Genomic DNA, 26199 nt, shown 5'->3' with positions numbered 1-26199 from the left:
CTCCTTTCGGCAGCGCCAGCGTCGCTGCCACGACCGCGCGAACCAGTTCTTCCGGTTCGGACAACGCATAGGGCTGATCGTGATCAGGTTGTGCGTGATGACGCCTCGAATGACGCCGTCGCCCGTCTCCTTGACCACGCGTCAGCAATTATTCGCGTCAGGATCGATTCCAATCGTGTTCTGCGACCCTTGCGCTCCCGGGCGGCCGCCTGCAATCACTTCCGGATCATTGTGAAGCGGACGTCGTCGCGCGTGACGCCCGACACCCGGTCGGTAAAGGAATCGACCGGCAGGTCGATCGTGCCGATATTCGGCTGCGCGATGCCGGACAGGATGATGGTCCGGCCCTTGCGCTCCCAGGCGTTGATCCGGGAGACCCCGTTGATCCCGCCGAGGCCTTCCACGAGGTTGCAGGCGAACACGTTCACGCTGCCCTTGGCGCCGTTGGAATAGCTTGCCTTGAAGTCGGCGGTGCATCCCCTGCCGGTCGGCCCGATCGCCGGATAGACGTCCCACTTGCCGATAATGGAATCGGGAAGCTCCTGCACGGAGGCGAGGCTTGGCGATCCGGCGTTGACCGGACCGGTGTCGGAGACGGTGCAGCCGGCGGCTGCGGCCAGCATGATCGCCATCGCCACAGGCGCCAGCGCGGAACGGACAGTCGTTTTCTCAACAATCATGAGCACAAGCTAGCATGTCGGCTGCGGTCCGCGTCAACGACCCGGGTGCAAAAAATTGTGTCCCTGCGGTGCTGACATGCAGGCCCGCCACACTAGTGGTCCGATTCCGACATTTGCATCCCTATGCTGCTCGTCCTGGAGCAAATGTCGGAATCTTCAGGACCACTAGCCAGAATATTTTTCTAGTGGAGCTTTAAATTTGACATTTGAAAACAAATTCGCGTCTTGCAGGACTCAAATGTCAAATTTGCTCCACTAGGTTTTTTTTCGGTCTTGGTATATGCGATATCCGGATCCGGATGCTTTTGGGGACTATTGTATGCGAAAACGCGTCGTTGGCGTAATCGGGAACGCCTATCTGCTGGAGGCGCGATTTCAGACGCAGCTCTGCGGTGAATCGAATCTGCGGGCGATCGCCGACGTGGCGAACGCGCTACCGCTGATGTTCGCGGGCGCGCCGGAAATCACCGACCTGGATGCGCTGCTTGATACGGTCGACGGCGTCGTGCTGACCGGCGCACGGGCGAATGTGCATCCGACCCTGTTCGATGTCGAACCCGACGCGGCCTACGAACCCTATGACCTGCGGCGCGACGGACTGGCGCTTCCGCTCGTGCGGGCATGCGTGGAGCGCGGCGTGCCGCTGCTCGGCATTTGCCGCGGCATGCAGGAGATGAACGTCGCCTTTGGAGGGTCTCTCCATCCGGAAATCCGCGACCTTCCTGGACGCATGAACCATCGCATGCCCCGGCTTGAAAACGGCGAGGTCCATCCGGATCAGGCCGTTGTCTTCGCCGATCGTCACGACGTGACCTTCATTCCGGACGGCGTGTTCGCCAGTTTGCTCGGCCGGGAGAAAATCCGGGTCAATTCGCTGCATGGACAGGGCGTTCTGCAGCCCGGCGAACGCGTAGTGATCGAAGGCGTCGCCGAAGACGGCACCGTCGAGGCGATCAGCATCCGCGACGCAGCCGCATTCGCTCTCGGCGTCCAGTGGCACGCCGAATTCGATCCCCAGACAAACCCGGTGAACCAGGTCATCTTCGAGGCCTTCGGCGAAGCCATCCGGACGTAAGGCGAAGCGGACGACTGGCCTGCACGCACCCGGTCTGCTTTACGCCAGAACGCTCCCAACTCCCCTCTTCGCGGGCGAAGACCCGCGATCCATAGGGCGTTGCTGCATACTCTTCTTGACCGATTCGCGGAATGACAGACGCAGGAGGTGTTCTGCTTGATAACATTGCAGTTGGTAAGAATGATGGCTACCGTGATAGAACTGGATGGGCCATCTGATACTTGCTGATACTTGCGGGACACCTTCGTGTACGGCCGCATTACTCAAAAGCTCAGTCGGTGGGATAAAAGGGGGAGTCAGCCTTGAAATACCTGCGTTTTTTCATCATCGCCGCGATTGTGATCGCCGGAGCGTCCGCAACGCCGGCGACGGCGCAGGATGCGGCGCTGACAGCTCCCGCTTCAGCGCCCATGAACTCGGAAATAGCGGTGAACTGGACTGGCCCTGACGGCGACGGCGACTACGTCGGCATTGGTGATGAAACGGGTAAATACATCCGTAATTCGAGCTATCGATATACGGCGAATAGCGGTGGCAGCGTTGTCCTGAAACTGCCTGAGAGGCCTGGCGATTATTCGATTGTCTATGTCACGAAACCAGGCGAGACGCTTGCCTTCGTGCCGATCTCTGTGGAACCGGTCAGCGCCACGCTGGACGCGCCGGATAGCGTGCCTGCGGCCTCCGAATTCATCGTCGCATGGACCGGGCCCGACAACAACGGAGACTACGTGGCGATCGGCAACGTCGCCGGCGCGCGCATTCCCTATTCCAGCTATGGCTATACTGCCCAGTATCCCGACGGCGTCCCGCTGAAGGCGCCGGAGAAGCCCGGCGATTACAGCGTCGTCTATGTGACGGGGGACACAGTCGTCGAGCATCATCCACTGAAAGTGACTGGCCTGGACGCAAGCATCGAAGCGCCCGCTTCCGTTCCCGCCAACAGCGACTTCACGGTCATGTGGACCGGGCCCGACAATCCGGACGATCATATCACCATCGCTCGGTCGGGCGGCACACCGATCCCCTATTCGAGTTACGGCTACACAGCCCAGCACCCCCTGGAAATGACCTTGAAGGCGCCGTCGCAACCAGGCGACTACGCGGTCGCCTACGTCACTGGATCCACCGTCGTAACGCATGTTCCGCTCACTGTGACGGCGTTGTCGGCGACGATCGAGGCGCCGGAAACCGTCCCGGCGGGGAGCCCGTTCACCGTGGAATGGACAGGGCCGGACAATGACGGCGACTACCTCGCCATCCATACGGCGCAAGGTGCGCGCATTCCCTATTCCAGCTACGCGTATACCGCGCTCAATCCCGGACAGGCGGAACTCGTCGCGCCGGAGGACACGGGATCTTATACCATCGCCTACGTCACCGGTGACGCGGTCGTCACCACGACACCGGTTACCGTGGTGGAAGTAACCGCCACCCTGCGGGCGGAAGAAGAGGTCGACGCCGGCGTCGCCTTTCCCGTCGACTGGACTGGACCGGGTAACCGTCGAGACGTCATCGACTTGATCGGCGACGATCGGAATTTCCCGTTGAGCCGGGGCTATGTCGCCAATGGCGAGGGTCAGACTGTCATGCTGGACGCGCCTCCGCAGGAGGGCGACTACGAGCTGCGCTACATGACACCCGGCGGCAAGCAGCTCGCAACGCGGCCGATCAGTGTCGCAGCGCCTCCGGAGAAGCCCGGTAGACTGCTCGTGTTGCCGGTGAAAGGGAATGCCCCGCTCTCGGCACTGGAAGTCGTGCTCGACGCATCAGGCTCGATGCTGCAGCGCCAGGACGGCGCGCGCCGCATCGACATCGCCAAGGCGACGCTCTCCGACCTTTTGAACGAAACAGTGCCGCCCGGCACGCCCTTCGCATTGCGCGTTTTCGGCCACAGGGAGGCTGACAGCTGCCGTACCGACCTCGAAATCCCACTCGCGCCGCTTGATGCCGGCGCCGTTCTCGATATTATCGAGGGCATTGAGGCGATGAATCTCGCCAAAACCCCCATTGCTGCTTCGCTCGACTTCGTCGGCGCCGACCTGCAGGCGGCCGACGGCGAGCGCGTGGTCATCCTCATCACCGATGGCGAGGAGACCTGCGAGGGCGACCCAGCCGCCGCGATCTCGCGGCTAAGAGGTCAGGCGACCGACCTGCGCATCAACATCGTCGGTTATGCAATCGACGACAACGGTCTCGCTGAGACCTTCGCCAATTGGGCCGATCTCGGAGGCGGCGATTACTTTTCCGCCGGCAACCGTGAACAGCTTTCCGCCGCTCTCATCGCGGCAGCGCAGCCGAAATTCGCCGTGGTCGAGGCGGGCGGCGCGGTCGTCGCGCGCGGACTGGCCGGCGGCGACCCGGTCACGCTGATGCCGGGTGACTACGAGGTCCGTTTCGAGGCGGGCGGAAGTAGCCGCGCAATCACTGCGACGATCCGCCCCGAAATGACGACAGAGCTGGTCTTGAACGAATAGCGTAGGACTCAATGAACCTCCTCAATAACCTGGACCCACCGTTTTGTTTAGGAGAACGGAGGTGATCCTAAACAAAACGGCATGTCTGCTTTCTTAAGCGGTCAGTGCCGGAGGCGGTCAGTCCCTTCCCGGCCCCAATCAAGACCTTGAAATGAAACGCTGTGAAAAACAGAACCTTGAAGAACGCATCCGCCACAGGTCCCATTTTTCCTGATCTTGACCAAATGGTAAAAGCCAAACGCAGACAAGGCCAGATTATAATTGCCTATACCTCAATCGAGACTTTCGTCGGTCAGGCAAACTTTCGCACCCTTCACGCAACCGCCAGTGGCTCAATCTTCGAAATATCCACGACCTTCCTTGCCTGAGCGAGATCGTAAGCGCGCTGCAGGTTCATCCAGAACTCGGGCGTATTTCCGAAAAATGTCGAGAGGCGCAAGGCTGTGTCCGCCGTCAGCGCGGTTTCGCCTTTGACGAGACGCTCGATCCGGGTGCGCGGCACATCGAGGCGTTTTGCGAGCGCGCCGGCGCTCATCTTCAACGGGCCGAGAAACAACTCGCTGAGCACTTCGCCGGGACGAACAGGGTTGCATATCGGATTCATGCAACCACCATTCCATACCCATCAGAACAAATCAAGAACTTTGTCGTGCATTCACAGCCGTTCTGTGTTAGGATGCAGCCTGTTGAAATCGCCGGCGCCGCTTGCGGACGCAGGGCCGGACTGCAAGCTTCGAGCCTGAAATACGCAAATTCCCGAAACAAAGCCAGATGGCGTCAACCGAAGCCCGCAGACCTGAAAATCGCCGATTCCCGAAACGAACCCAGATTGCCAAGAGCGCCGAAAATCCGTTTTCCCGAAACAAAGCCAGATGGTGTCACCCGAAGGCCGCAGACCTGAAAATCGCCAATTCCCGAAACAAAGCCAGATCACAGAACACACCGAAAATCCATTTTCCCGAAACAAAGCCAGATCGCAGAACACGCCGAAATCTCGTTTTCCCGAAACAAAGCCAGAAGGCTTCAACCGAAGCCCGCAGACCTGAAAATCACGAATTCCCGAAACGAACCCAGAATTCAAGAAGCGCCGAAAATTCAATTTCCCGAAACAAAGCCAGATTGCCCGAACCAGCGGAGGAACCTGCCGATTAAAGGATTATTATGTAATAATATCATAATCTTACCCTGAATCACACCGTGACACGCACCCCCGCCGCGCTGATTGTCGGTCCGGCTCCTTTTAATTGCCTTGCCCAGCCCATATATTGTGGGCGCCCATCCGAGCCTACACGGAACACGACCATGCCAGACCCCGCCTCTGCCGACTCCGACGCCAAAGTGGTGCGGAAGCTGACGACGATCATGGCGGCCGACGCCGCCGGTTACAGCACCGCGATGGACAATGACGAGGTCGGAACGCTCGCCTCGCTGCGCGCCGCCCGCAAGGTCTTTTCCCGCTTCATCGAAAGGCACAACGGCCGCATCGCCAACACAGCCGGCGACGGGCTGATCGCCGATTTCCCGTCCGTGGTCGAAGCCGTGCAATGCGCCATAGAGGTGCAGCAGGAACTCAACGGCAGCACGGGCCCCGAGGCCGGCCTGCATTTCCGCATCGGCGTTCATCTGGGCGATGTGATCGTCGACGGCGAGGATCTGCTTGGCGAAGGCGTCAATCTCGCCGCCCGCCTGCAGACCATGGCGGAGCCCGGCTGCATCCTCATCTCCCAGCAGGTCTACGACCAGGTCTACACCAAGCTTTCCGTCGGTTTCGACTATCTCGGCGTCAAGCATCCGAAAAATCTGACCGAAAGCGTGACGGTCTATGGCGTTTCGCTCAACCGGGCGAAACCCGCCGCCGCCGTCTTCGGCCGGCATGGAGATCGCCAAGCGGGCGCTCGCGATGCCTCGCGGGAAAGCGCCCAACGGTCACGCCGCGGTCGCCACGAAGGCGCGCGTCGCGCAGACAGCGACGTGTCGCGGCAGGGCGACAATACCTACCGGACCAAGGTGATCCGCCACGCGCAGACCCTGGGGCTCGTGCTTGTCGGGCTCGCCGTCATCGACGTCGCCACCGGCAGCGGCATGTGGGTCCAGTGGCCGGCGATCGCCATCCTCGCCGTCATCGGCGTCGAGATGGCGCCGCTCGCGGCGTCCCGCAGCCAGACGGTGTTCACCCTGCGCATGGGCGTGGCGATTGCCGCGTTGGCGCTCATCAACCTGTTTTCCTGGAGCGGAACCCTCTGGTTCCTCTGGCCGGCCGGCGCAATGATCCTCGCCGCGCTCATTCGCAAGGTCGCAGTGCGGACCTGAAACAAATTCGCCGTGTCGTCAGCCCGCCTGCCGGACAATCCCAGCCAGCCGTTCTACGCCAGTGCGTATCTGCCCGCAATCGGGCAGCGAAAAGCTCAGCCGCATGGCGTCGGAGGTCCGGCCGTCGGCGTAGAAGGCGCGTCCCGGCACATACGCCACACGGGCTTGTCCGATGGCGCGCGGCAGAAGCGCCGCCGTGTCGATCCCGTCGCCGGCCGACAGCCAGATGAACATGCCGCCTTCGGGCTCGGACCAGCGGGCATGCGCCGGCATATGCTGCGACAGGGCCTCCAGCATGGCGTCCCGCTTGGTGCGATAGTGCGCCTGCGCCCGCGCTGCCTGGCGGTCAAAATGATCGGCCATCAGACGGGCGACGACCATCTGGTTGAGGGCCGGCGCATTGAGATCGCTGGACTGCTTGATCAGCACCAGGCGCCGGATCAGGTCCCGCGAGGCGCAAACCCAGCCGAGCCTCAGGCCCGGCGTGAACACTTTGGAAAAGGAGCCGCAGAACACGACGCGCGATTCATCGATGGTCCGGCCGTTCTCCAGATCGAGCGCCTGAATCGGCGCGACCGGTTCGCCCTCATAGCGGAGCGCAGCGTAGGGGCTGTCCTCGATGATGGCGATGTCCAGCGTTTCGGCGAGGTCGAGCAGGCGGCGACGCGCCGCGAGATCCATGGTTTTGCCGGACGGGTTGGCGAAATCGGGCACGACATAGGCGATTTTGCAGTCGGAGGGCTCGCTTTGCGCATGGGCATGAAACTGCGCCGCCGTCGCTTCGATATCGGCCATATCGAGGTCCTGGAAGACCGGCTCGCTCGCCGCAAAGGCCTGCAACGCGCCGAGATAGGTGGGCGCGGTCACAAGGGCCGTGTCGCCCGGCGACAGGAAAAGCTTGGCGGTGAACTCCAGCGCCTGCTGGGAGCCGCTGGTGATCAGGATATTGTCGCGGTCGCATCTCACGCCGCGCGCGCGCATGTGGTCGACAATCCGGTCGCGCAGATCCGCATCGCCCTCGCTGACCGAATATTGCAGCGCTTTGCCGGCGGACGCCGGGTCGGACAGGATATCGGAATAGTGCTGACGGATCGCATCGACCGGAAACAGGGCCGGGTCCGGAATGCCGCCGGCGAACGAAATCACGCCCGGCTGCTCGATGATCTTGAGCAACTCGCGAATCTCCGAGGCCTGCATCCGGGATGCGCGACGGGCAAGGCGCGGCGCGCGCGCAAGAAGTGCTGCGTCTGACATGATCGTTCTCCTCGACGCAATAGGTCAATAATACTGACCTATTGTCAAGAAGATTCATCGCAGCCACAAAAAAGGCCCGGATCGCTCCGGGCCTTCGATGCGTCACTGGTGGAGCGAAATTACTTCGCCATGCCGGTGTTCATGATCTTGCCGTCTTCGATGGCAGTGGTCACGTAGACGCCGGGAACGTCGCCGTTCGCGTCGAAATCCTGCGAGCCGGCGGCGCCTTCATAGTTGATGTCGGTGCCTGCTGCGATCAGTTCCTTGGCCTTTGCCCATTCGCCGGGAAGGATCACTTCGCCGGGAGCGTTGGCCACGTCGCGGATTGCGCCGGCGATCGCCGCGCGGTCGGTGCTGCCGGCCTTTTCAGCGGCCAGCGCCAGGATGAAGGCGGCGTCATAGCCGTTGGCCACGAAGGTGCCGTCAGCCTGCACGCCGGCTTCCGACGCAAGTACGTTGAAGGCGTCGGAGCCAGGCAGGTCCGGGGTGCCCGGACGGGTCATGAGGATCTTGCCGGTGGCGGCCGGAACGTTGTCGGCCATCGCCTGCGAGACCATGCCGTCGCCGCCGTAGAAGATCGGGAAGTCGCCGCCTTCCAACGCCTGGCGCAGGATCGTCTGGCCGGAGCCGTCGCCATAGGCGAGGATCACCAGCGCGTCGGCGCCGGAGGAGGAAAGCGAGCCGATTTCGGCGCGGTAGTCGGCCTTGCCGTCTTCATGCGCCTGGGAATCGGTCACCGTGCCGCCTTCCGCTTCAAAGGCTGCGACGAAGGCTTCGGCGAATCCCTTGCCGTAGTCGTTGTTGACATAGGTCACGGCGACGTTGTCCTGTCCGGCGGACTTGACGACGCGCGCCAGAACGCCGCCCTGGAAGGCGTCGGAAGTCGCTGTACGGAACACCAGGTCCTTGTCGTCCAGCGTGGTCAGCGCCGGCGAGGTCGAGGCCGGAGAGATCATCGCCACGCCGCCCGGAATGCCGGCGTTGTTGGCGGCGGAGATCGTTGCGCCCGAGCACAGCGCGCCGACGATCGCGGAAACTTTGTCGACATTGACCACGCGGTCGGCCGCGTCGGCGGCTTTGGTGGCGTCGGCGCAGGTCGTGTCGCCGACGATCAACTCGATGGTCTTGCCGTCCATCAGGCCACCATTGTCGTTGACGTTCTTGAGCGCCAGATTGGCGCCGTCGATGATCGGCGGCGTCAGGCTTTCGATCGGACCGGTCACACCGCCGAGAAAGCCGAACTTGACGTCGGCGGCCGTCGCTGCGCCGGAAAGGCAGGCGAGCGCGACGCCGGTGGCAAGCGCCATTTTGAGTGTTGGCATCATTGATTATTCTCCCAAATTGCAGACCGGTTTATCCGGCCCTTGATCCGATTGACACGGGTTCCCTTCCGCGCAGGGCGCGAAAAGTTGGCGCAATCATAGCGAAAGATACAGCGCTTTAAAGCCGAAAAGTGAAATTTGGTTGACGCCGGTTTTCGGTCTCCAAACGGCTGCTTTACCGGCCGTAGTAAAGCGATACGGCGTGCCGGGCTTCGGCGAAAAACAGCCAGCGCTCGACAAAGAGCCCGGCGATGAGACACACGAAGGCGACCGCCAGCAAGGCAAGCGGACCGCCGCTGATCGCCACGGCCAGCGAGATCAGAAGCGGAGCTGCAAATCCCGTCGTCAGGGCGATTGCCCGCAGCTTCGCCGCATGCTTGCGCCCGATGACGTGGACCATTTCCCGCGTCAGGTAGTTTTCCCCGGAATGCGGGCTTTCTAGTAATCGCACCCGACCGATCGCGCCGAGCCCCGTCGCCGTTTCCGGCGTCGAACCCGCAGCCTCCAGCGAGGTTCTGCCGGCTCTGTGCCACCAGGACAGCTTCAGCGCCCAGGCGACGATGAGCATCAGGCAGGCGATCCCGGCGATCGTCGCGCGATCCGAAGAATTCGTTTCCGGGTTCAGCGCCGACGCCGCCACATAGCCGCTGGCGATGGCGAAGCCGACATAGACGAGCGGCGTCAGGATGGAATTCCAGTGCGGCACAGTCCGCAGTTGCGCATAGATCATCGCCGTGGCGATCACCGTGACGATCGCCAGGATCGCGATCGGAACGCCGAGCCACAACGGCCGGTCACCGGCGAAAAGCCAGAACAGGACATAGACGCCGAACAGGCACAGCGTCGCCACCGCCAGCACGCCTTCGCGCGACAGCCACGACGAGCGCCATTGGGAAAAGGCTCGCCAGGCCCGTTCCGGATGGCCGAGATGAAAGGTCGAGGAAATCAGCCCCGCCACAGCAAGGCCGCCGGCCAGCAACGAGATCAGAAACGCCGCCAGCGGTCCCTGCGGCGTCGGCATGCCGATCCCGAGCATCGCGATCAGGCCGAAACCGGCGCCGGAGGTTACTGTAAAGAATATGACCGATATCGCGGGATGCATCAGCCAAGCCTTTCCAGAGCGCGGTCGAGCCAGCCGAGAAAGCCCGTGGCGTTCGCCGTCTCGTCCTGCGTGGCTGCGGACGCGCCACAGCCTTCCGTCGCCGTCTTCGGTCGCGGCGGCAGATACTTGTTGACAGGCGCCGTGCCCATTTCCGGCATCAGGTCGAAGCCGCCGCGATCCGCCACGAGCTTGGACACATTCGATTCAGGGTCCGAAAAGTCGCCGAAATGACGGGCGCCGGCCGGGCAGGTCCTGACACAGGCCGGCGTCCGGTCCTCCTCCGGCAGATTGTCGTTGTAGATCCGGTCGACACAGAGCGTGCATTTCTTCATCACGTTCTCGACCGGGTCCATCTCACGCGCGCCGTACGGGCAGGCCCAGGCGCAGAGACCGCAGCCGATACACATGGATTCGTCCACCAGAACGATCCCGTCTTCCGAGCGCTTGTAGCTCGCGCCGGTCGGGCACACCGTCACGCAAGGCGCGTCCGAACAGTGCAGGCAGGATTTCGGGAAATGCACGATAGAGGCCGGCGCGTCCTCGGGCGTCACCTCGAACGTGTGGATGCGATTGAGCCAGGAACCGACCGGTTCGTCGCCATAGGGGTCAAGGTCCGCCAGCGGAGCGCCGTAGCCGCCGGTGTTCCATTCCTTGCAGTTGACGACGCAGGCGTGACAGCCGACGCAGGTGTCGAGATCGATAACGAGGCCGAGGCTGCGCTCGGTGCTTGTCGGAAGCGAGGTCATTCGCCCTCTCCCCACTCCTTGCCGTAGGCGACGACCGTCGGCGGTTCAGGCAACGGATCCTTCTGGGGCGGGAATTGCGGCAGCGTCACCGGGTTGTCGCCGGCCTCGGCCTTTTCGATGCGAATTCTGAGGTCAAACCATGCGGCCTGGCCGGTAATCGGATCGGAATTCGACCAGCGATAGCCGTCGGCGGCCTGCGGCAGCAATTCGTGGATCAGGTGATTGAGCAGGAAGCCTTGTCTAGCCTCCGGCGCGTTGTCGTCCAGCGTCCAGGCGCCGGAGCGCTTGCCGATTGCGTTCCAGGTCCACAGCGTCTTCCCGTTGACCGCCTCCATACGCCGAACGGGAACCTTGATGCGGCTGTGATGCGAGATCACCCAGGCCCAGTCGCCGTCGCGCAGTCCGGCTGCGTCGCAGACCGGTCCCGGTACGTAGAGCACATTCGCGCCGTGGATCTGTCGCAGCCAGGCGTTCTGTGAACCCCAGGAATGATACATCGCCGCCGGCCGTTGCGTGATCGCGTGGTAGGGATAATCGCTCACGTCGACGCCCGCGCCCTCGAACGGCGGATACCACAGCGGCAGCGGGTCGAAGGTTTCGCGGATCCGCTTGCGATGGGTGTCCGGCGGCTGACGCTCTCCATGGCCTTCCGCTGCAAGCTGGAACTTGCGAAGCGGTTCGAGATAGAGCTGGAAGACATTGTCGACCGCCACGTCCTGCAACCCCATCGCGATCGCCCAGTCGCTCCAGGCGCGGTTGGCGTGCTTGAAGTAGCGCGCTTCCTCCGGCACATGCTTTTCAAAGAAACCGCCATTGTCGATATACCGCTTAAGCTGGTCCGGATTGGGCGCGCCGCGTCCTGCTTCCGAGCCATCCTCGCCGCGCCAGCCGGCCAGCGGTCCGACGCCGGGCTTCCTCTGGTGGTTGACCATGTAGTCGGCGTAGTCCGCGTAAAGCGGTTCGCCGTTCCCGTCGATCATGCCCGGCAGTTTCAGCCGCGCCCCGAGATCGAGCAGCACCGACTGGAAACCGCGCACGTCCCGGCCCTCGGCCTGGGTCTGCGGCTCCACCACCGGCCAGCGTATCGCGTCGGCCAGCGCGTCCGGCTCGGAGATCGGCCGGTCGAGAAGCGAGATGCAGTCGTGCCGCTCCAGGTACGTCGTGTCGGGCAGCACCAGGTCGGCGTAGGCGACCATCTCGGAATCGTAGGCGTCGGAATAAATGATCTTCGGAATGCGATAGTCGCCGTTTTCGTCCTTGTCCGTCAGCATGTCCATGACGCCCGACGAGTTCATCGACGAGTTCCACGCCATGTTCGCCATGTACATGAACAGCACGTCAACCGGATACGGGTCGCCGGCGTGCGCGTTGGAGATGACCATATGCATCAGCCCGTGCGACGACATCGGCGCGTCCCAGCTGAACGCCTTGTCGATACGCTGCGGCGTCGTCCCGTCCGCCTCCAGCAGCAGGTCCTCCGGCCCGCGCAGGAAGCCGAGATGCGGCCCCGGCAGCGGTTCGTCCGGCTTGCAGCCGCCGTGCGGTTTCGGCTGCGCCGCCACGGGCCTCGGATACGGCGGCTTGAAACGGAAGCCGCCCGGGCTGTCGATCGAGCCGATCAGGATCTGCAACAGATGCAGCGCCCGGCAGGTCTGGAAGCCGTTCGAGTGTGCAGAGATCCCGCGCATGGCGTGGAAGGAGACCGGCCGGCCGATCATCCGCTCATGCCGCTCGCCCTTCATGTCCGTCCAAGGCTGCTCCACCACCACTTCGCGCTCGAAGGCGGCCTCGGCGATCTCGGCTGCTATGCGGCGGATCTGCGCCGCGGAAACCCCGGTCTCGCTCTCCACCGCCGAGGGCGCATAGCGCGCGTCGAGATATTTGCGCGCCAGCAGCTCGAAAACGGGCCGCGCGGAACGTCCATCGGGCAGCGTGACTGCGCCTTTCAACGCCGCCTTGAGCGGCGCGCCGTTCTTGCAGGACACAACGCTGGCGGACTCGCGGTCGAAGACCAGCGGATCGCCGTTCTCATCGCGCGCAAAGAGCCCGTGATCGGCCGCCCCCTCGTCGTCGATCACCAGCCAGGGCGCGTTGGTGTAGCGAAGCAGGTAGTCGAGATCGACCTTGCCAAGCCTCAGAAGTTCGTGGATCAGCGACAGGATGAACAACCCGTCCGTGCCGGGCGTGACGCCCACCCACTCGTCGGCGATGGCGTTGTAGCCGGTGCGCACCGGATTGACGCCGACGATCTTGACTCCGCGCGCCTTCAGCTTGCCGAGCCCCATCTTGATCGGATTGGAATCGTGGTCCTCCGCGACCCCGAAGATCATGAAGTATTCGGTCTTTTCCCAGTCGGGCGATCCGAATTCCCAGAAGGCGCCGCCGAATGTGTAAATGCCGCCGGCCGCCATATTGACCGAGCAGAAGCCGCCATGCGCGGCAAAATTGGGCGTGCCGAATTGCTGCGCCCACCAGCCTGTCAGCGACTGGCTCTGGTCGCGGCCTGTGAAAAAAGCAAGTTTTCTCGGATCGCGATGTCGGATATCGGCAAGCCAGTCGGCGGCCACCGTCAACGCCTCGTCCCATTCGATTTCCTTGAACTCGCCGCTGCCCCGCTCGCCGGTGCGCAACAGCGGTTTCATCAGTCGCGCCGGCGAATAATGCTGCATGATCCCGGCCGATCCCTTGGCGCACAACACGCCCTTATTGATTGGATGGTCCCGATTGCCCTCGATATACCGGATGCGCGGCGTCCCGTCCTCGCCCTGCCTGATATGCACGTTGACGCCGCAACGGCAGGCGCACATGTAACAGGTGGTCTTGCGCACCTCGTCGGACACATGAGCCGAAAGCTCTACCTTGTGTCGGATCTCATTCATGAACCGCTACCGTCTCCGACTGTCCGTTTCGCAAGCACTGGCCGGTCTCCTCCCAGGTCTTTCTTGTCATCGCCCAAAGGTTACCGAGGTCCATACGCGCGCGAACATCGGAAATCTTATATTAACGATTCCTTATATGAATTTTTTTGGAACAGTTCCAGACTCTCCGAATCAATACCTAAATTGTCCGGGTTCGCTGATGGAGCGCCAAACAAAACAAAGGCAGGGGACCAGTCGCGTTTTGCGGCTGCCGTCACAACGAACTTGCAGCTCTGCAACCGGGTGATACATTTCTGCGCACCGACAAAGAGACAGGGAGCAATCTCCAGGATGCAGCCATGGATCGACCGGTTCCAGCCAATCGCCGCGCTTGCGGCGCGGCTGCTGATCGCCTGGATTTTCATCTATGACGGGTATGTGGCGATCGTCGATTACGGCGGCGTTGGCGACTATATGGAGGCGAGCGGCGTCAGCCGCAGTCTGCTGCCGCTCGCCATCATCGCCGAGTTCGGCGGCGGCCTGTTTGTCGCCGTCGGACTGTTGACGCGACTGGCGTCGCTCGCGCTCGCCGGGTTCTGCCTGACGACGGCCGTCCTCTTCCACGCCGGCTCAGGCGATCCGATGGCCGTCATCCAGCTTTACAAGGACATGGCGATCGCCGGCGGCTTCCTGGCGCTGGCGGCCTTCGGCGCCGGTCGCTGGTCGCTCGACGCGTTCCTGTTCCGCTAGCAGACTTGCTCTATGAGCGCCCGTGTTCAAGCTCTGGTCGCGGCCCAGAAGCAAAGCCGCTTCTTTTCGGCCCCGCATAGCCAACGATTTGGCCCCTTGCGAGCTTCCGGCGACCTAACCAGTCGGCGATTTCATCGATCCTCAGCAGCCTGCTCAGCGGAATGATCAGCACACACAACGTGACGTAGGACAGCGCGTTCGAGCACTCGAGATACCGCAGCGCCCGGCCGATCGGCGGCGTCGTCATCGGCTCGATTCCTTCCAGATCCGCATCGTCGCGACACCGGCTGAGACGCGGCGAGATCGGCACGGTCGCAAGCTTGATCGTCCGCCAGGGCGCGCGCAGAAAGCGGCGAAGCGTAAACACCGGATTACGTTCCAGTTTCACGAAACTCTCGTAGTACTGGACGGGATCGACGAGCGTGTTGAGCCGCGTTTTCGGAAAATGTTTCGCGCGCATGTCGCAAAACGCGTCCGCCTGTCGCACACGCTCCTCAATCGTCTCGGGCAGTGTGATTTCGCCTGCGAACACCTTGAAAGCGTAGCCGCACTGCAACTCCGTCATGAAGGGAAGCGACGACCAGGTCGGACGCGCCAAACCGAAAAAGGCGAGCGTCGGATCGACAGGGTCGAAGATCAGTTGCAGCAGGCGCGAAGGATCACGCTCCCGATAGGCCTCCGGCAAGAATGGAAAGGACGGCTGGTATCCGAAACAGTAGATGATGCGCGTCGCCTCGACGCTCTCTCCGCTTTCGAAGGTGACGCGATTGCCTTGTGTTTCGGTGATCGCTCCGGCTGCCTCCACCCTGCCCGATCGTACGAACTCGACCGAATGGCCGGCCTTGTTGAAGAAGGCGTGGCCCGTCGGAATGTCATTGCTCCATTCGGGCACGCCGTGCCCCTGGTAACCCATCAGCGAACCGGTGCACAAAAGGTTCGTCAGAACGCGAATGCCCGGCTGGCGATCCGGAATATTGCTCAGCACCCTGTGCATCGTGGTGATGTTGATGTCGAGCGCGCTCGTATGCCGGTCGAAGACGCCGGCGGGAAGACGTTCGTCGACCGCCGTCCTGCGATAGAAATGCTGTCCGCCGCTGATCGCCCAGGTGACGCGCGCCCTGGTCTTCGCCAGTTCGTCGATCATGTCCGATGCGGTTTCGCCGCCGCCGTAGACAATCACGTGGTCGGCGGCAGTGATGTTCATGTCGCGAACCGCCTTGATGTCGCCGGAGTGGATCAACTCGCCTCCGAACGACGCGATCGGACCGCTGGCAAGCCTTTTGCGACTGTGCACGCCGGTGCAGACCGCCAGCCGCTTCGCGCGCAGGCGCCGCGTGAGAATCGCGCCGTCGGCGGATTTCTGTTCGTAGGAGACGGTCCAGCCGTCGTCGTCCCGCTCTGTCCGGATAACGCTTGCGCCAAACTCCAGGTGTTCGCGCAGTCGGAATTCGTCCGCATAGGCGTTGAGATATTCCAGCGCGTCACTCCAGCGGAAAAAGTGACCGACATTCTCCGGCATCGGAAAATCCGAAGCTTCGGTCATGGTGCGCGAAGAGGTCGACACCGTGGTCGACATGGTTGTGACGACATCGCGATCTTCGGTGAAGTTCCAGACGCCGCCAAGATCCTCGCGACGTTCGAGAATGGTGAAGCTGAGACCGTGTTTTCGCGCATATCGGCCGGCATAGAGACCGGACCAGCCGGCTCCGATGATAGCAATATCCAACAAAGTAAATCACCCGAATAACTGTGTGTTCTTCGAGAGAAAAATCATTTTTATTGTTTAAAATCAATATTTAAAAGTATTCACTTATTTGTATAAAATGCTTCCAACTTTTTAGTCAGCTTCAATTAAAACTTTAACCAATACTCACTGATCCGCAAAAATCATGTTGATTGCGCCCGGAACGACGCTGACTGTCGCCGGCGTGACGCCGGCCGGTTCGCCGTCGATCTCGATCTGCATGGGCGCCGGCGTTTCGATGCGAAACACCCTTCCCTGCGTCACCCGCATGCCGGCTTTGCGGACATAGCTTCCATCCTTCATGGCGGGCAGGATTTGCGCCAGCATGCGGCCTCTCGAAACAGGGCCGACTTCCACGCAATCCAGCAGTCCGTCGTCGAATTGCGCCTCTGGCGCGAAACTGATCTCGCCTGCAAGACCGGGAAAGTTGCAAACGAAATATCCCCAGGCCCTGACGGTGGACGGCGGAGCAGCGTCTGCGAAAAAATCAAATTGACGGGGACGCCCGCCGAGCACCGACAGGACGCCGGCCAGAACGTAGGACGCGCCGCCGAGAAGCTTCACGAACGGCATCCTTGCAGTCAGCTTGCTCGCCTCGACCGGCAGACCGACGGAAACGATGACGAACCCGTGCCGCGCGGCGTTATCGCCGCCGCCTGCGGCGTCAAGCCGCATCACGTCAACCGGTTTCACACTGTTGCCGGCGAGGGCTTCCACGGCCTGCCGGGGCGTTGAAAGGCCCAGGCAATTGGCGACGACGTTCACAGTCCCGCACGGTATCTGGCCCATCACGACGTCGGATGGCGGCACGTCGCCATTCGCCATGATGGCGTTCATCAACAAGCCCATCGTCCCGTCGCCGCCGACGCCGACAATGCGCCTGTATCCGTCTTTCAAGGCTTCCGACGCCACCACCTTGATGTCAGCGCCGCTCTTCGTCGCCCGAAAACCGAATTCGCCGATGGCGGCGCGCATGTCACTCTCGACTTCCGACCACACCCGCGCAGCCTTGCCTCTGCCGGCCGCCGGATTAAGGATCACGAATGTTTCTGGTTGTGAGAAGTTTTTCTTTCTCAATAGTTTTGAATCACTTGGCAAGGCGCTTTCAACTTCTGAATCAGTGTGAGGTTTTACGCTGGATGACCTGTTGATGAAAGAAGATGCTTCTCGGAAAAAGACGTCGAAACCTTCAAGCGCTCACTCGATTGCTGGTTGAACAACCCTCCACTCTGCGTTAGCGGTTGCAACGGAATGGAAGAGAAGGACCAGGGAGGGCAATCTGGCCAACCGAACAGCATTGATCGTCTGGGGCGGATGGGAAGGCCACACGCCCCTGCAAAGCGCCACAGTCGTCAAGTCCATGCTTGAAGGCCACGGTTTCGACGTAACGTTTTCCGACACCACGGAAGCCTTCGCATCGCCGGATGTCGGCGAGCATTCGCTGATCGTACCTGTGATCACCCAGTCGGAGATAGGCCGCGAGGCGCTCTCCGGACTCCTCGGCGCGATCAAGGGCGGAACAGGGCTTGCCGGATTTCACGGCACGATGTGCGACGCGTTTCGCAAGGAGCCCGAATACCAGTTCATGACCGGCGGCCAATGGGTCGCGCACCCCGGCGACATCATCGATTACAGGATAGAGATCACCCGGCCGGATGATCCGATCATGGAAGGCGTAACAGACTTTGCCTATCGCTCGGAGCAATATTACCTGCATGTCGACCCGGTCAACGAAGTGCTTGCCACAACCCGCTTCGACGGAACCTACTGCGAAGACGTCAAGGGCGTCGACATGCCGGTCGTCTGGAAGCGGCGATACGGCAAGGGACGCGTCTTCTACAGCGCGCTTGGTCACGTCGCCGATGAGTTCAACGTGCCCGAGATGCGCACAATCTTCGAGCGCGGCGCCTTGTGGGCGGCGCGCTAGTTCCTACCGCTGTTCGCCAAGAAAAGACAAGACATGCTCGACCACCGCCTCCGGCGCTTCCCAGTGAATGGAATGCGCGGCATTCTCGATCACTTCGAAACGGAAATCGGCGACGCCTGAAAGAACCACACGCATGTCGTCCGGGGGTATCATCAGGTCGTTGCCGCCTGCAACGCCCAGCGTCGGCGCCTTGATCCGCGCAATCACGTCGCCGGCCTGGTAGGCTGCGATTGCCTGTTGTTGCTTTCGCATCGCCTCGATTGGCTGCCGCCATGGATAGGTCTTTGCCATCTCCACCGCCGAACTGACTGCGGCTTCGTCCTCGAAGAAGCCGGGCGAGAACAACCAATAGAAGAAAGAACGGAACCAGGTATCGTCCGAGACGCCTTCTTCGCGCTGGCGAATCAGGGTGTCGACAAGGGATATGTTTCTTGCCGTCCTGATCGGACCGGAACACAGGATCACGAGCTTCTCGATCCTCTCAGGGTACCGCGCCGCCAGATCAAGGGATACCGCGCCGCCCATCGAGTGGCCGACAATATGGGCTTTCTCTATGCCGAGTTCGTCCATCAGGGTCACGACATCGTCCGCCATGACGCCTATCCCGGTCTCGACGGTTTTCGGTTCGGTGCGGCCAACCATTCGATTGTCCGGCAGGATCAGCCGGTAATGCGCCGACAGCGGTTCAATGACAGGCAACCAGCTCTGACTGTCGCTCGAAAGCCCGGCGACAAGCAGCAACGGCTCGCCCTCGCCATGTTCCTCGTAGTAGAGCGAGATGTCGTTGAGTTGCGCCGTTGCCATAAATACCGCTCCGCTTGATTGAGTTCGCCAGTTCTTTAGCGGCTGGCGATCAACCCCGAAAGTGGCGAAAGACAAGAACAGGCGAATTACCGGGTCTGGTTGCGGAAAACGCGCGCGCCGGTCCACAGGCTGATCAGCACCAGCGCAAGGGACAGCCCGAAGCCAAACGGCACGATGAAGGTGAAGATTTCGCCGCGAAATACCGCGCGCAGCGCCTCGACCATGTGCTTGAACGGGTTGACGTCGGACACGTATCGCAGCCAGGCCGGCGCCATGCTCATCGGCAGCAGGATGCCGGAAAGCAGAAGCACCGGCAGCGCGAAGGTGTTGATGAGCGGAGCGAAGGCGTCCTCGGACTTCATCGACAGGCCGGCGGCGTAGGAGAGCGACGAGAACGACGCGCCGAGCATGGCCACCAGCGCCAGCGCGAGCAACAGCGCGCCGAATGGAATACGCAGACCGAACAGCATGGCGGCAAGTACGAGAACGATTGCCTGAACCATCAGCACCATCACGTCGCGCAGCACGCGGCCGGCGATGAGCGAGACGCGATGGGCGGGCGTGACCATCATCCGGTCGATGACGCCGCTGCGCCATTCGTTGATGATGGCGAAGCCGACGAAGGACCCGCCGAATATCCCGAGCTGCACCAGCAGTCCCGGCACGAAGACCTGCCAGGCGTTGCCAGGAGGAAAGCCCGGAACACTGGTCATGCGCAGAAGCAGTGGACCGAACAGCACAAGGTAAAGGATGGGCTGCATCAGCCCGATGATCACCCAGGCGGGATTTTGAAGGGACAGAAGCGTGGCTCGCCTGAAGATGATGAATGTGTCCCGAAAAAAACTCATGACTTTGCTCCAGTCAATTCAGTCGCGCAGCGAGCGACCGGTGAGGTTGAGAAAGACGTCCTCGAGAGTCGGGCGCGCGATCTCCACGCCGATGGGCTCGATATCGAGATCCGTCAGCTTGCGCAGCAGGCCCGGCAAGACAGACGCGCCATTGGGAGCGCGGAAATGAACCACATTGCCCTCGCATACTACATTGGCGGCGTTTTCCAGCGCCACGGCCGTTTCTTGCGACTTCGTTGCGTCTTCGGATGTCCTGAGCGTCAAGGTGATCGCGTCCCCGGACAAACGTTCCTTGAGTTCTGCCGACGCGCCTTCCCCAACGATCCGCCCATGATCGATGATCAACAGCCGGTCGGACAGGGCGTCCGCTTCGTCCATGTAGTGGGTCGTGAGAAAAACAGTGGTCCCGAATTGGTCGCGCAGACTGCGGATATGGTTCCAGAGATTGGCGCGCGCCTGCGGGTCGAGGCCGGTCGACGGCTCATCGAGAAAGACGAGTTCCGGCTCGTGGATCAGGCCCATGACAATGTCGAGGCGGCGGCGCTGCCCCCCGGACAGCGAACCGCAGGCGCGATCCCATATCCCGTCGAGGTCGAGCGCCTTGAGCAACTCTTTTCCCCGCCTTTCGCCTTCCTGCCTGCTGAGACCGTAAAGTTGCGCCTGGGAAACGATTTCGAGGCTGACCTTCGCCTCGCTCATGGTCGTTCCGCCCTGGGCGACATAGCCGATCCGTCTCTTGACGCCTCTCGCATCGCGCCGCAGATCGCATCCGGCGACCATGGCCTCACCGTCTGTCGGCTCCAGCAGCGTGCACAGCATCTTCAGCGTCGTCGTCTTTCCGGCGCCATTGGGACCAAGGAAGCCGACAATCTCGCCTTTGCCAACGGTCAGATCGATGCCCTGAACCGCGTCCACGGTTTCGGTGCGGGTCTTGTAGCTTCGTTTCAGGCCGCGGGCGATGATCGCCTGATCTTTGGCAGCTTCCAGCATCTTGACGATTCCTGATTATCTTGATATTCATATATCTTATGAATCAAAATACTTTTTCGTCAAGAGATAAAGAGTCGGCCGTTGCGGAAATGGTCGAAGCGTTGCGGGTCAGCCAGAACGCCTCGGACATGATGGACGAAGCGTTCTCCACGCTGTTGCGGATCAACAGGACGGATTCACGTTGTCTGGACATCATTCATCGGCTGGGACGGATCACCGCCGGAGATCTCGCCCGTATGAGCGGATTGACCACCGGCGCCGTGACAACCGTCGTCGATCGGCTGGAACAGGCCGGATATCTGCGCCGCATCCGGGACACGGAAGACCGGCGAAAGGTCTTTATCGAATCCACGGAACGGGCCAATCAACTCGCCGAAGCTGTCTATGGACAGATCAGCAAAGTCGGGCAGCGCAGGATGGGTGAGTTGACGATGGAGGACGTCCTGCGCGTGACCCGCTTTCTGCAGATCAACGCCCATATCAACAAGTCGCTCTCGGACGCGCTGCGTGAAGTCTGCGCTGCGGAAAACGACGAGGATGATCCGCTGAAGATCGCCGAGGTCTTTGCGACGCACATGCAATCTTACGCCGATATCGTCGACGAGGGCGTCGATGACATCATCCGCGGTAAAAAGCCGGAGTAGCGGAAAAAGCCGACGCTTCAATCTTGCGGCCGGCTGTGACATGGTGAGAGATCATTCGGCCCTTCGACGAGGTTCTTCATGAGCACAAGCCGGTTCCAGCCGGTGTCCGGTTTCGATCTGCCCCGCTTTGCAGGCGTGCCGACATTCATGCGATTGCCGCACATCACGCTCGACGATCCGGAGATCGCCAACGTCCAGATTGGCCTCGTCGGCGCGCCTTGGGACGGCGGGACCACCAATCGGCCTGGCCCCAGACATGGTCCCCGACAATTGCGCGACCTCTCGACGATGATACGCGCACAGAACGGTGCAACCGGCGTTCGTCCTTTCGAGGCGGTGAACTGCGCCGACCTGGGCGACGTTGCGCCCAATCCGGCCGATGTCATGGACAGCCTCGATCGCTTCACGACCTTCTATTCGAAGGTCAGGGACGCTGGAGTCCGGCCGCTGACAGCCGGCGGCGACCATCTGTGCTCGCTGCCGATCCTGCGCGGTCTGGCGTCCGACGGTCCGGTCGGCATGATCCATTTCGACGGCCATACCGATCTCTTCCACAGCTATTTCAATGGCTGCATGTACACGCACGGAACGCCGTTTCGCCGCGCTGTCGAGGAAGGACTTCTCGATCCGCAACGCGTTGTGCAGATTGGCGTCCGCGGCACGGCCTACGACATGGAAGACCGCGACTTCGCCAAATCCGTCGGCGTCAGGGTCATCGCGATCGAGGAATTCTTCGAGCGCGGCATTCCGGACGTCATGGCCGAGGCGCGTGAAATCGCCGGATCGGGTCCGACCTATGTCTCCTATGACATCGATTTCGTCGACCCGGCCTTTGCGCCCGGAACCGGCACGCCCGAGGTCGGCGGCCCGAATTCCTTCCAGGCACTGCAGGTCGTTCGCGAACTGGAAGGGGTCAATATCATCGGGGCCGATTTGGTCGAGGTCTCGCCGCCCTTCGATCAGGCGGGCGGCACGGCCTGGCTTGCGGTCTCGATCATGTTCGAACTGCTCTGCGTCATGGTTGGACAGAATTGACATGACGACGTTGCTTGTAAAGAACGCCCGCATACTTGTGACTATGGACGGGGAACGACGCGAGATCGAGGATGGCGGCCTCTACGCAGAAGACGGCGTCATCCGGCAGGTCGGCAACACGGAAGATCTGCCGCAGACAGCCGACAAGGTCATCGACGCCACCGATCAGATCGTGCTGCCTGGCTTCGTCAACACCCACCACCATCTCAACCAGACGCTTACGCGCAATCTTCCCGCCGCCCAGAACAACAATCTCTTCGACTGGCTGAAGGTCCATTACCGCATATGGGCGCGCACCCATCCGGACGCCTCGCGCATGAGCTGCCTGATCGGCATGGCGGAACTGTTGCTTTCCGGCTGCACCACGGTTTTCGATCACTCCTACCTCTTCAAAAGCGGCAATTCGATCGACGTTCATATCGAGGCGGCGAAGGATCTCGGCGTGCGTTTTCATGCAAGCCGCGGTTCGATGTCGCTGGGTCAATCCAAAGGCGGCCTGCCGCCGGACGAATGCGTGGAGGACGAAGACGATATCATGCGCGACTGCGTGCGCGTGGTCGATCGCTATCACGACGCTTCGCACGGCGCGATGACCCGCATCGTGCTCGCCCCCTGCTCGCCCTTTTCCGTTTCCGAGAACCTGCTGAAGGAGACGGCGGCCCTGGCGCGCGACAAGAAGGTGATGCTCCATACCCATCTCTGCGAGACGCTGGACGAAGAGCGCTACACGCTGGAGCGCTTCGGCAAGCGGCCGGTCGACTGGATGGCCGATCTCGACTGGCTGGGCGACGACGTCTGGTTCGCCCATGCGATCCACGTCGATGACGAGGAGATCGCCCGCTTCGCGAGCACCGGTTGCGGAGCGGCCCACTGCCCCTGCTCCAACATGCGGCTCGGCTCGGGCATCGCGCCGGTCAAGAAATACATGGCCGCCGGCGTCCGCGTCGGTCTCGGCGTCGACGGGTCGGCAAGCAATGACGCCTCGCACATGCTCGCCGAAGTCCGCCAGGCCATGCTGCTTGCCCGCCTGCAACTCGGCCTGCTGCCGCCGGAAGGACCGCGCAAGCATTTCCTGCTATCGCAGTCGCACCCGTTACGGGCAGACGAATGGATGACGGCTCGTGAAGCGCTGGAACTGGCGACAATCGGCGGCGCCAGCGTATTGGGGCGCGACGACATCGGGTCGCTGGAACCCGGAAAATGCGCCGACTTCTTCACGCTGAATCTCGATACGATTGGCTATGCGGGCGGCCTGCACGATCCGGTCGCAGCCGTCGTCTTCTGCGCTCCGCAGAACGCCCACACGACGGTTGTCAACGGCCGGGCAGTCGTCGAGGATGGCCGCATCACGGCGATGGAAATGGAACCGGTCATCGCCGAACACAACAAGTGGAGCCTCGAGCTGGCGGCTGCGACGTGAGGAATGAAGAGAGACTGTTCCGGACAACATCCGCGCCACATGTCGCGCCTGCCGATAGCTGCAGATCTCTCAACACACCCTCATTGCGGGCTCGATCCGCAATCCAGCAGGCGCCGCGTCCGCGGCGCGAAAAAATCACTCGCCGGCGGCCTGATCAGCGATGCTGTCAAAGATACCGTCGAGTTCGGTTGTAAGCGTCTTCAGCGCCTCTCCGCCTTCGTCGAAATAGGGAGTGAAGACGAAGGTCGGCGTCTTGTAACTGAGCGTCGATCCGTCCTCGCCTTCCGTGACGTAGAAGCGGATCGGCGCCTCTATGCCGGCGGCAAGGCTCGCCTCCAGCATGCGGACGGCGAAATCGTTGCGATAGACGCCAACAACGCGGTTGCCCGGAATTGTGACGCCGCGGCTTTCGGCGCCGCGCGAGGCGCTTGCCTGCGTCACCAGTCCCATCATTGCATCCATGATCGCCTGATCCAGACGGCTGTTGAGATCGGCGAAGCTGTAGGACGTGTCCATGATCACCCAGCCTTCGCGCGCCTCGATGGGACCTGCGGATACCGGACCCGCAAATGCAGTCACCAGGAAAAATGCAAAGATGCTCGAAACCAAACGGCGCATGACCGCCTCCCTTGACTCATATTAATGACGCCATCCTTTGCCAAAGTGTGAGGGCCCGCAATGCGCAGACCTCTCAACTCTGATCACGTCTCGTTCAGGGACATGCGCCGGGCCGCCGATCCCGACGACGGGGCGAAAATCAGTCGAGGCTGGCGGAAACGCGCATCTTCAGGAATTTTGTCTCCAGGTAGGCTTCCAGTCCTTCCGGTCCGAGTTCGCGGCCAAGGCCGCTCATCTTCCAGCCGCCAAACGGCGCCTGTAATTCGCTGACATCATTGACGTTAAGGCCGATCCCGCCGAATTCCAGCCGGTCGGCGATGGTCCACATCCGTTCGAGATCGGCGCCGTACATGTAGGCCGCCAGCCCGTATTCGAGGCTGTTGGCCATCTCGATCATCTGGGCATGGCTGTCAAAGGCCGTCATGGCCGCCAGCGGCCCGAAGGTCTCCTCGCACATCGGCAGGCTGTCGAGCGGCGCATCGTCGATCACCGTCGGCCTGTAGAAATGACCTCGCGCAAACTCTCCCTCCGTCGGCGCGTAGCCGCCGGCTATCACCCGGCCGCCACGCATCACGGCGTCGTGTCGATGGGCTTCCACCCTTTCGATGACTGAACGGTTCAACACCGGCCCGTATGCGACGCCGGGTTCTACCCCGTGGCCAAGTTCCGTCTGATCGGCGAGATCTGCGAGGATCGTCGCGAATTCGTTGTGAACGCGCCTGTCGACAAGGATCCGGTTCACCGTGATGCAGATCTGACCCATATTCGAAAAGGACCGGCGATGGGCCGCGCGCGCCGCAGCCTCCAGATCTGCGTCGGCCAGCACGATGAACGGCGCGTGGCCGCCAAGTTCAAGGCAAACACTTTTCAGGTTCTCAGCCGCGTTACGCATGATCTCCTGACCTGCGGCGATCGAGGCCGTTGCCGAAATCACCCGGATCTCCGGATGCCTGGCGATTGCGGCGCCGGCCACCGGCCCGTAACCCGGCACATCGGCAAGGCACCCGTCAGGCAACCCCGCCTCGTGCAGGCAATCGACCAGCATCGCGATCGCCAGCGGCGTCTCGTGCGGTGACTTGACGATAATCGGACAGCCGGCTGCAAGCGCGGGCCCGACTTTCCAGCAATAGAGATCGACGGGATAGTTCCAGGGCACGATGGCGCCTGCGACGCCGGCCGGATGATAGGAGACGACGTTCTTGATGCCCGGCGCCGATGCAGGCCGGAGCGAACCGAAGATCCGCGTCGCCTCTCCGGCATAGTAGCGCAGCACCGTTGCTCCGAAGAGGATTTCTTTCCGATTGTCCGGTTTTGGCTTGCCCTGCTCCCGCGTCAGCAGCAGGGCCATGTCCTCGACCCGAGCTTCGATCAGTTCGGCCGCGCGCACCAGAATGGCCGCGCGTTCGGCCGCCGGCATGGCGGCGAAGCTCTTCTCAACCTTTTTAGCGGCTGCAACCGCCTGTCCGACAACAGCGCCATCGGCAAGCAGGGTCGAACCGAGCCTCTCTCCCGTGGCGGGATCGTTGATGACGAAGGTTTCCTTGCCTTCCGGCACAAGCCATTGGCCGTCGATGAAAAATCCGCGATCCATGTTCCTA

At 61.8% G+C, this 26199-nt stretch carries 22 protein-coding genes; 8 read left to right on the top strand and 14 right to left on the bottom strand.

The genetic code is table 11. The annotated features are described in order from the left end of the window. Window positions 1–215: 215 nt before the first annotated feature. Complete coding sequence (locus tag AAFN47_RS14365) at window positions 216–680, bottom strand: hypothetical protein (RefSeq protein ID WP_499809933.1); 465 nt, start codon at window positions 678–680, stop codon at window positions 216–218. Window positions 681–999: 319 nt separating this feature from the next. Between AAFN47_RS14365 and AAFN47_RS14360 the strand changes: the two genes are divergently transcribed. Both AAFN47_RS14360 and AAFN47_RS14355 read left to right on the top strand, forming a co-directional pair. After that, entirely contained in the window at window positions 1000–1755 is a 756-nt protein-coding gene (locus AAFN47_RS14360; protein WP_499809932.1) for a gamma-glutamyl-gamma-aminobutyrate hydrolase family protein, read from the top strand. 302 nt (window positions 1756–2057) lie between these two features. Next, entirely contained in the window at window positions 2058–4229 is a 2172-nt protein-coding gene (locus AAFN47_RS14355) for a vWA domain-containing protein (RefSeq protein WP_499809931.1), read from the top strand. A 313-nt stretch (window positions 4230–4542) separates the two neighbouring features. Here AAFN47_RS14355 and AAFN47_RS14350 read toward each other — a convergent pair whose 3' ends face one another. Next, on the bottom strand, window positions 4543–4833 hold the full coding sequence (locus AAFN47_RS14350) for a HigA family addiction module antitoxin (protein ID WP_499809930.1): 291 nt from the start codon (window positions 4831–4833) through the stop codon (window positions 4543–4545). 698 nt (window positions 4834–5531) lie between these two features. On the opposite strand from AAFN47_RS14350, the gene AAFN47_RS14345 reads away from it, so the two are divergent. Next, the gene (locus AAFN47_RS14345) at window positions 5532–6539 is read left to right on the top strand and encodes an adenylate/guanylate cyclase domain-containing protein (RefSeq protein WP_499809929.1); all 1008 of its coding nucleotides are present in this window, start codon (window positions 5532–5534) and stop codon (window positions 6537–6539) included. A gap of 18 nt (window positions 6540–6557) precedes the next feature. On the opposite strand, the gene AAFN47_RS14340 is transcribed toward AAFN47_RS14345, so the two are convergent. The 5 genes from AAFN47_RS14340 to AAFN47_RS14320 form a co-directional block, all read right to left on the bottom strand. After that, window positions 6558–7793 (bottom strand): aminotransferase-like domain-containing protein, encoded by a 1236-nt coding sequence (locus AAFN47_RS14340; protein ID WP_499809928.1) that lies wholly within the window; start codon window positions 7791–7793, stop codon window positions 6558–6560. Window positions 7794–7912: 119 nt separating this feature from the next. Further along, window positions 7913–9118 carry an ABC transporter substrate-binding protein gene (locus AAFN47_RS14335; RefSeq protein WP_499809927.1) on the bottom strand — a complete coding sequence of 402 codons (1206 nt, stop codon included), beginning with the start codon at window positions 9116–9118 and terminating at the stop codon, window positions 7913–7915. Window positions 9119–9290: 172 nt separating this feature from the next. Then, window positions 9291–10217 carry a dimethyl sulfoxide reductase anchor subunit family protein gene (locus tag AAFN47_RS14330; RefSeq protein ID WP_499809926.1) on the bottom strand — a complete coding sequence of 309 codons (927 nt, stop codon included), beginning with the start codon at window positions 10215–10217 and terminating at the stop codon, window positions 9291–9293. Beyond that, entirely contained in the window at window positions 10217–10963 is a 747-nt protein-coding gene (locus AAFN47_RS14325; protein WP_499809925.1) for a 4Fe-4S dicluster domain-containing protein, read from the bottom strand. Before AAFN47_RS14325 ends, AAFN47_RS14330 begins: the two co-directional genes overlap by 1 nt. Next, window positions 10960–13842 carry a molybdopterin oxidoreductase family protein gene (locus AAFN47_RS14320; protein ID WP_499809924.1) on the bottom strand — a complete coding sequence of 961 codons (2883 nt, stop codon included), beginning with the start codon at window positions 13840–13842 and terminating at the stop codon, window positions 10960–10962. The genes AAFN47_RS14325 and AAFN47_RS14320 overlap by 4 nt, the downstream gene beginning before the upstream one ends. Window positions 13843–14172: 330 nt before the next feature. Between AAFN47_RS14320 and AAFN47_RS14315 the strand changes: the two genes are divergently transcribed. Next, window positions 14173–14571, top strand: a complete 399-nt coding sequence (locus tag AAFN47_RS14315) for a DoxX family protein (protein WP_499809923.1) — start codon at window positions 14173–14175, stop codon at window positions 14569–14571. A gap of 10 nt (window positions 14572–14581) precedes the next feature. Here the strand turns inward: AAFN47_RS14315 and AAFN47_RS14310 are convergent, their stop codons facing one another. Beyond that, on the bottom strand, window positions 14582–16297 hold the full coding sequence (locus AAFN47_RS14310; protein WP_499809922.1) for a flavin-containing monooxygenase: 1716 nt from the start codon (window positions 16295–16297) through the stop codon (window positions 14582–14584). A gap of 144 nt (window positions 16298–16441) precedes the next feature. Continuing rightward, on the bottom strand, window positions 16442–17356 hold the full coding sequence (locus tag AAFN47_RS14305) for a diacylglycerol/lipid kinase family protein (protein WP_499809921.1): 915 nt from the start codon (window positions 17354–17356) through the stop codon (window positions 16442–16444). Between the two features lie 238 nt (window positions 17357–17594). Here AAFN47_RS14305 and AAFN47_RS14300 point away from each other — a divergent pair, with 238 nt between their 5' ends. Continuing rightward, the gene (locus tag AAFN47_RS14300) at window positions 17595–18242 is read left to right on the top strand and encodes a ThuA domain-containing protein (protein WP_499810094.1); all 648 of its coding nucleotides are present in this window, start codon (window positions 17595–17597) and stop codon (window positions 18240–18242) included. A 3-nt stretch (window positions 18243–18245) separates the two neighbouring features. Here the strand turns inward: AAFN47_RS14300 and AAFN47_RS14295 are convergent, their stop codons facing one another. The 3 genes from AAFN47_RS14295 to AAFN47_RS14285 form a co-directional block, all read right to left on the bottom strand. After that, window positions 18246–19046, bottom strand: coding sequence for an alpha/beta fold hydrolase (locus AAFN47_RS14295; protein WP_499809920.1), 801 nt, complete (start codon window positions 19044–19046; stop codon window positions 18246–18248). An 86-nt stretch (window positions 19047–19132) separates the two neighbouring features. Beyond that, the gene (locus tag AAFN47_RS14290; protein WP_499809919.1) at window positions 19133–19894 is read right to left on the bottom strand and encodes an ABC transporter permease; all 762 of its coding nucleotides are present in this window, start codon (window positions 19892–19894) and stop codon (window positions 19133–19135) included. Window positions 19895–19912: 18 nt separating this feature from the next. Further along, window positions 19913–20884, bottom strand: coding sequence for an ABC transporter ATP-binding protein (locus tag AAFN47_RS14285; RefSeq protein ID WP_499809918.1), 972 nt, complete (start codon window positions 20882–20884; stop codon window positions 19913–19915). Between the two features lie 89 nt (window positions 20885–20973). Between AAFN47_RS14285 and AAFN47_RS14280 the strand changes: the two genes are divergently transcribed. The 3 genes from AAFN47_RS14280 to AAFN47_RS14270 all read left to right on the top strand — a co-directional run bounded on the left by AAFN47_RS14280 (window position 20974) and on the right by AAFN47_RS14270 (window position 23983). Continuing rightward, window positions 20974–21528: a MarR family transcriptional regulator gene (locus AAFN47_RS14280; protein WP_499809917.1), complete on the top strand. Its 555-nt coding sequence runs from the start codon at window positions 20974–20976 to the stop codon at window positions 21526–21528. 78 nt (window positions 21529–21606) lie between these two features. Beyond that, the gene (locus AAFN47_RS14275; RefSeq protein ID WP_499809916.1) at window positions 21607–22563 is read left to right on the top strand and encodes an agmatinase; all 957 of its coding nucleotides are present in this window, start codon (window positions 21607–21609) and stop codon (window positions 22561–22563) included. A 1-nt stretch (window position 22564) separates the two neighbouring features. Then, window positions 22565–23983 carry an 8-oxoguanine deaminase gene (locus AAFN47_RS14270; protein WP_499809915.1) on the top strand — a complete coding sequence of 473 codons (1419 nt, stop codon included), beginning with the start codon at window positions 22565–22567 and terminating at the stop codon, window positions 23981–23983. Window positions 23984–24118: 135 nt separating this feature from the next. Here AAFN47_RS14270 and AAFN47_RS14265 read toward each other — a convergent pair whose 3' ends face one another. Next, window positions 24119–24601, bottom strand: coding sequence for a DUF302 domain-containing protein (locus AAFN47_RS14265; RefSeq protein ID WP_499809914.1), 483 nt, complete (start codon window positions 24599–24601; stop codon window positions 24119–24121). Window positions 24602–24740: 139 nt separating this feature from the next. Then, window positions 24741–26192: an aldehyde dehydrogenase family protein gene (locus tag AAFN47_RS14260; protein WP_499809913.1), complete on the bottom strand. Its 1452-nt coding sequence runs from the start codon at window positions 26190–26192 to the stop codon at window positions 24741–24743. Between the last annotated feature and the right edge of the window lie 7 nt (window positions 26193–26199).

The sequence above is a fragment of the Hoeflea sp. CAU 1731 genome (genome assembly GCF_039888615.1).
Lineage (GTDB): Bacteria > Pseudomonadota > Alphaproteobacteria > Rhizobiales > Rhizobiaceae > Flavimaribacter.
Note: the sequence above shows the minus strand (reverse complement) of the source record. Positions and strands in the feature narration are given on the sequence as shown.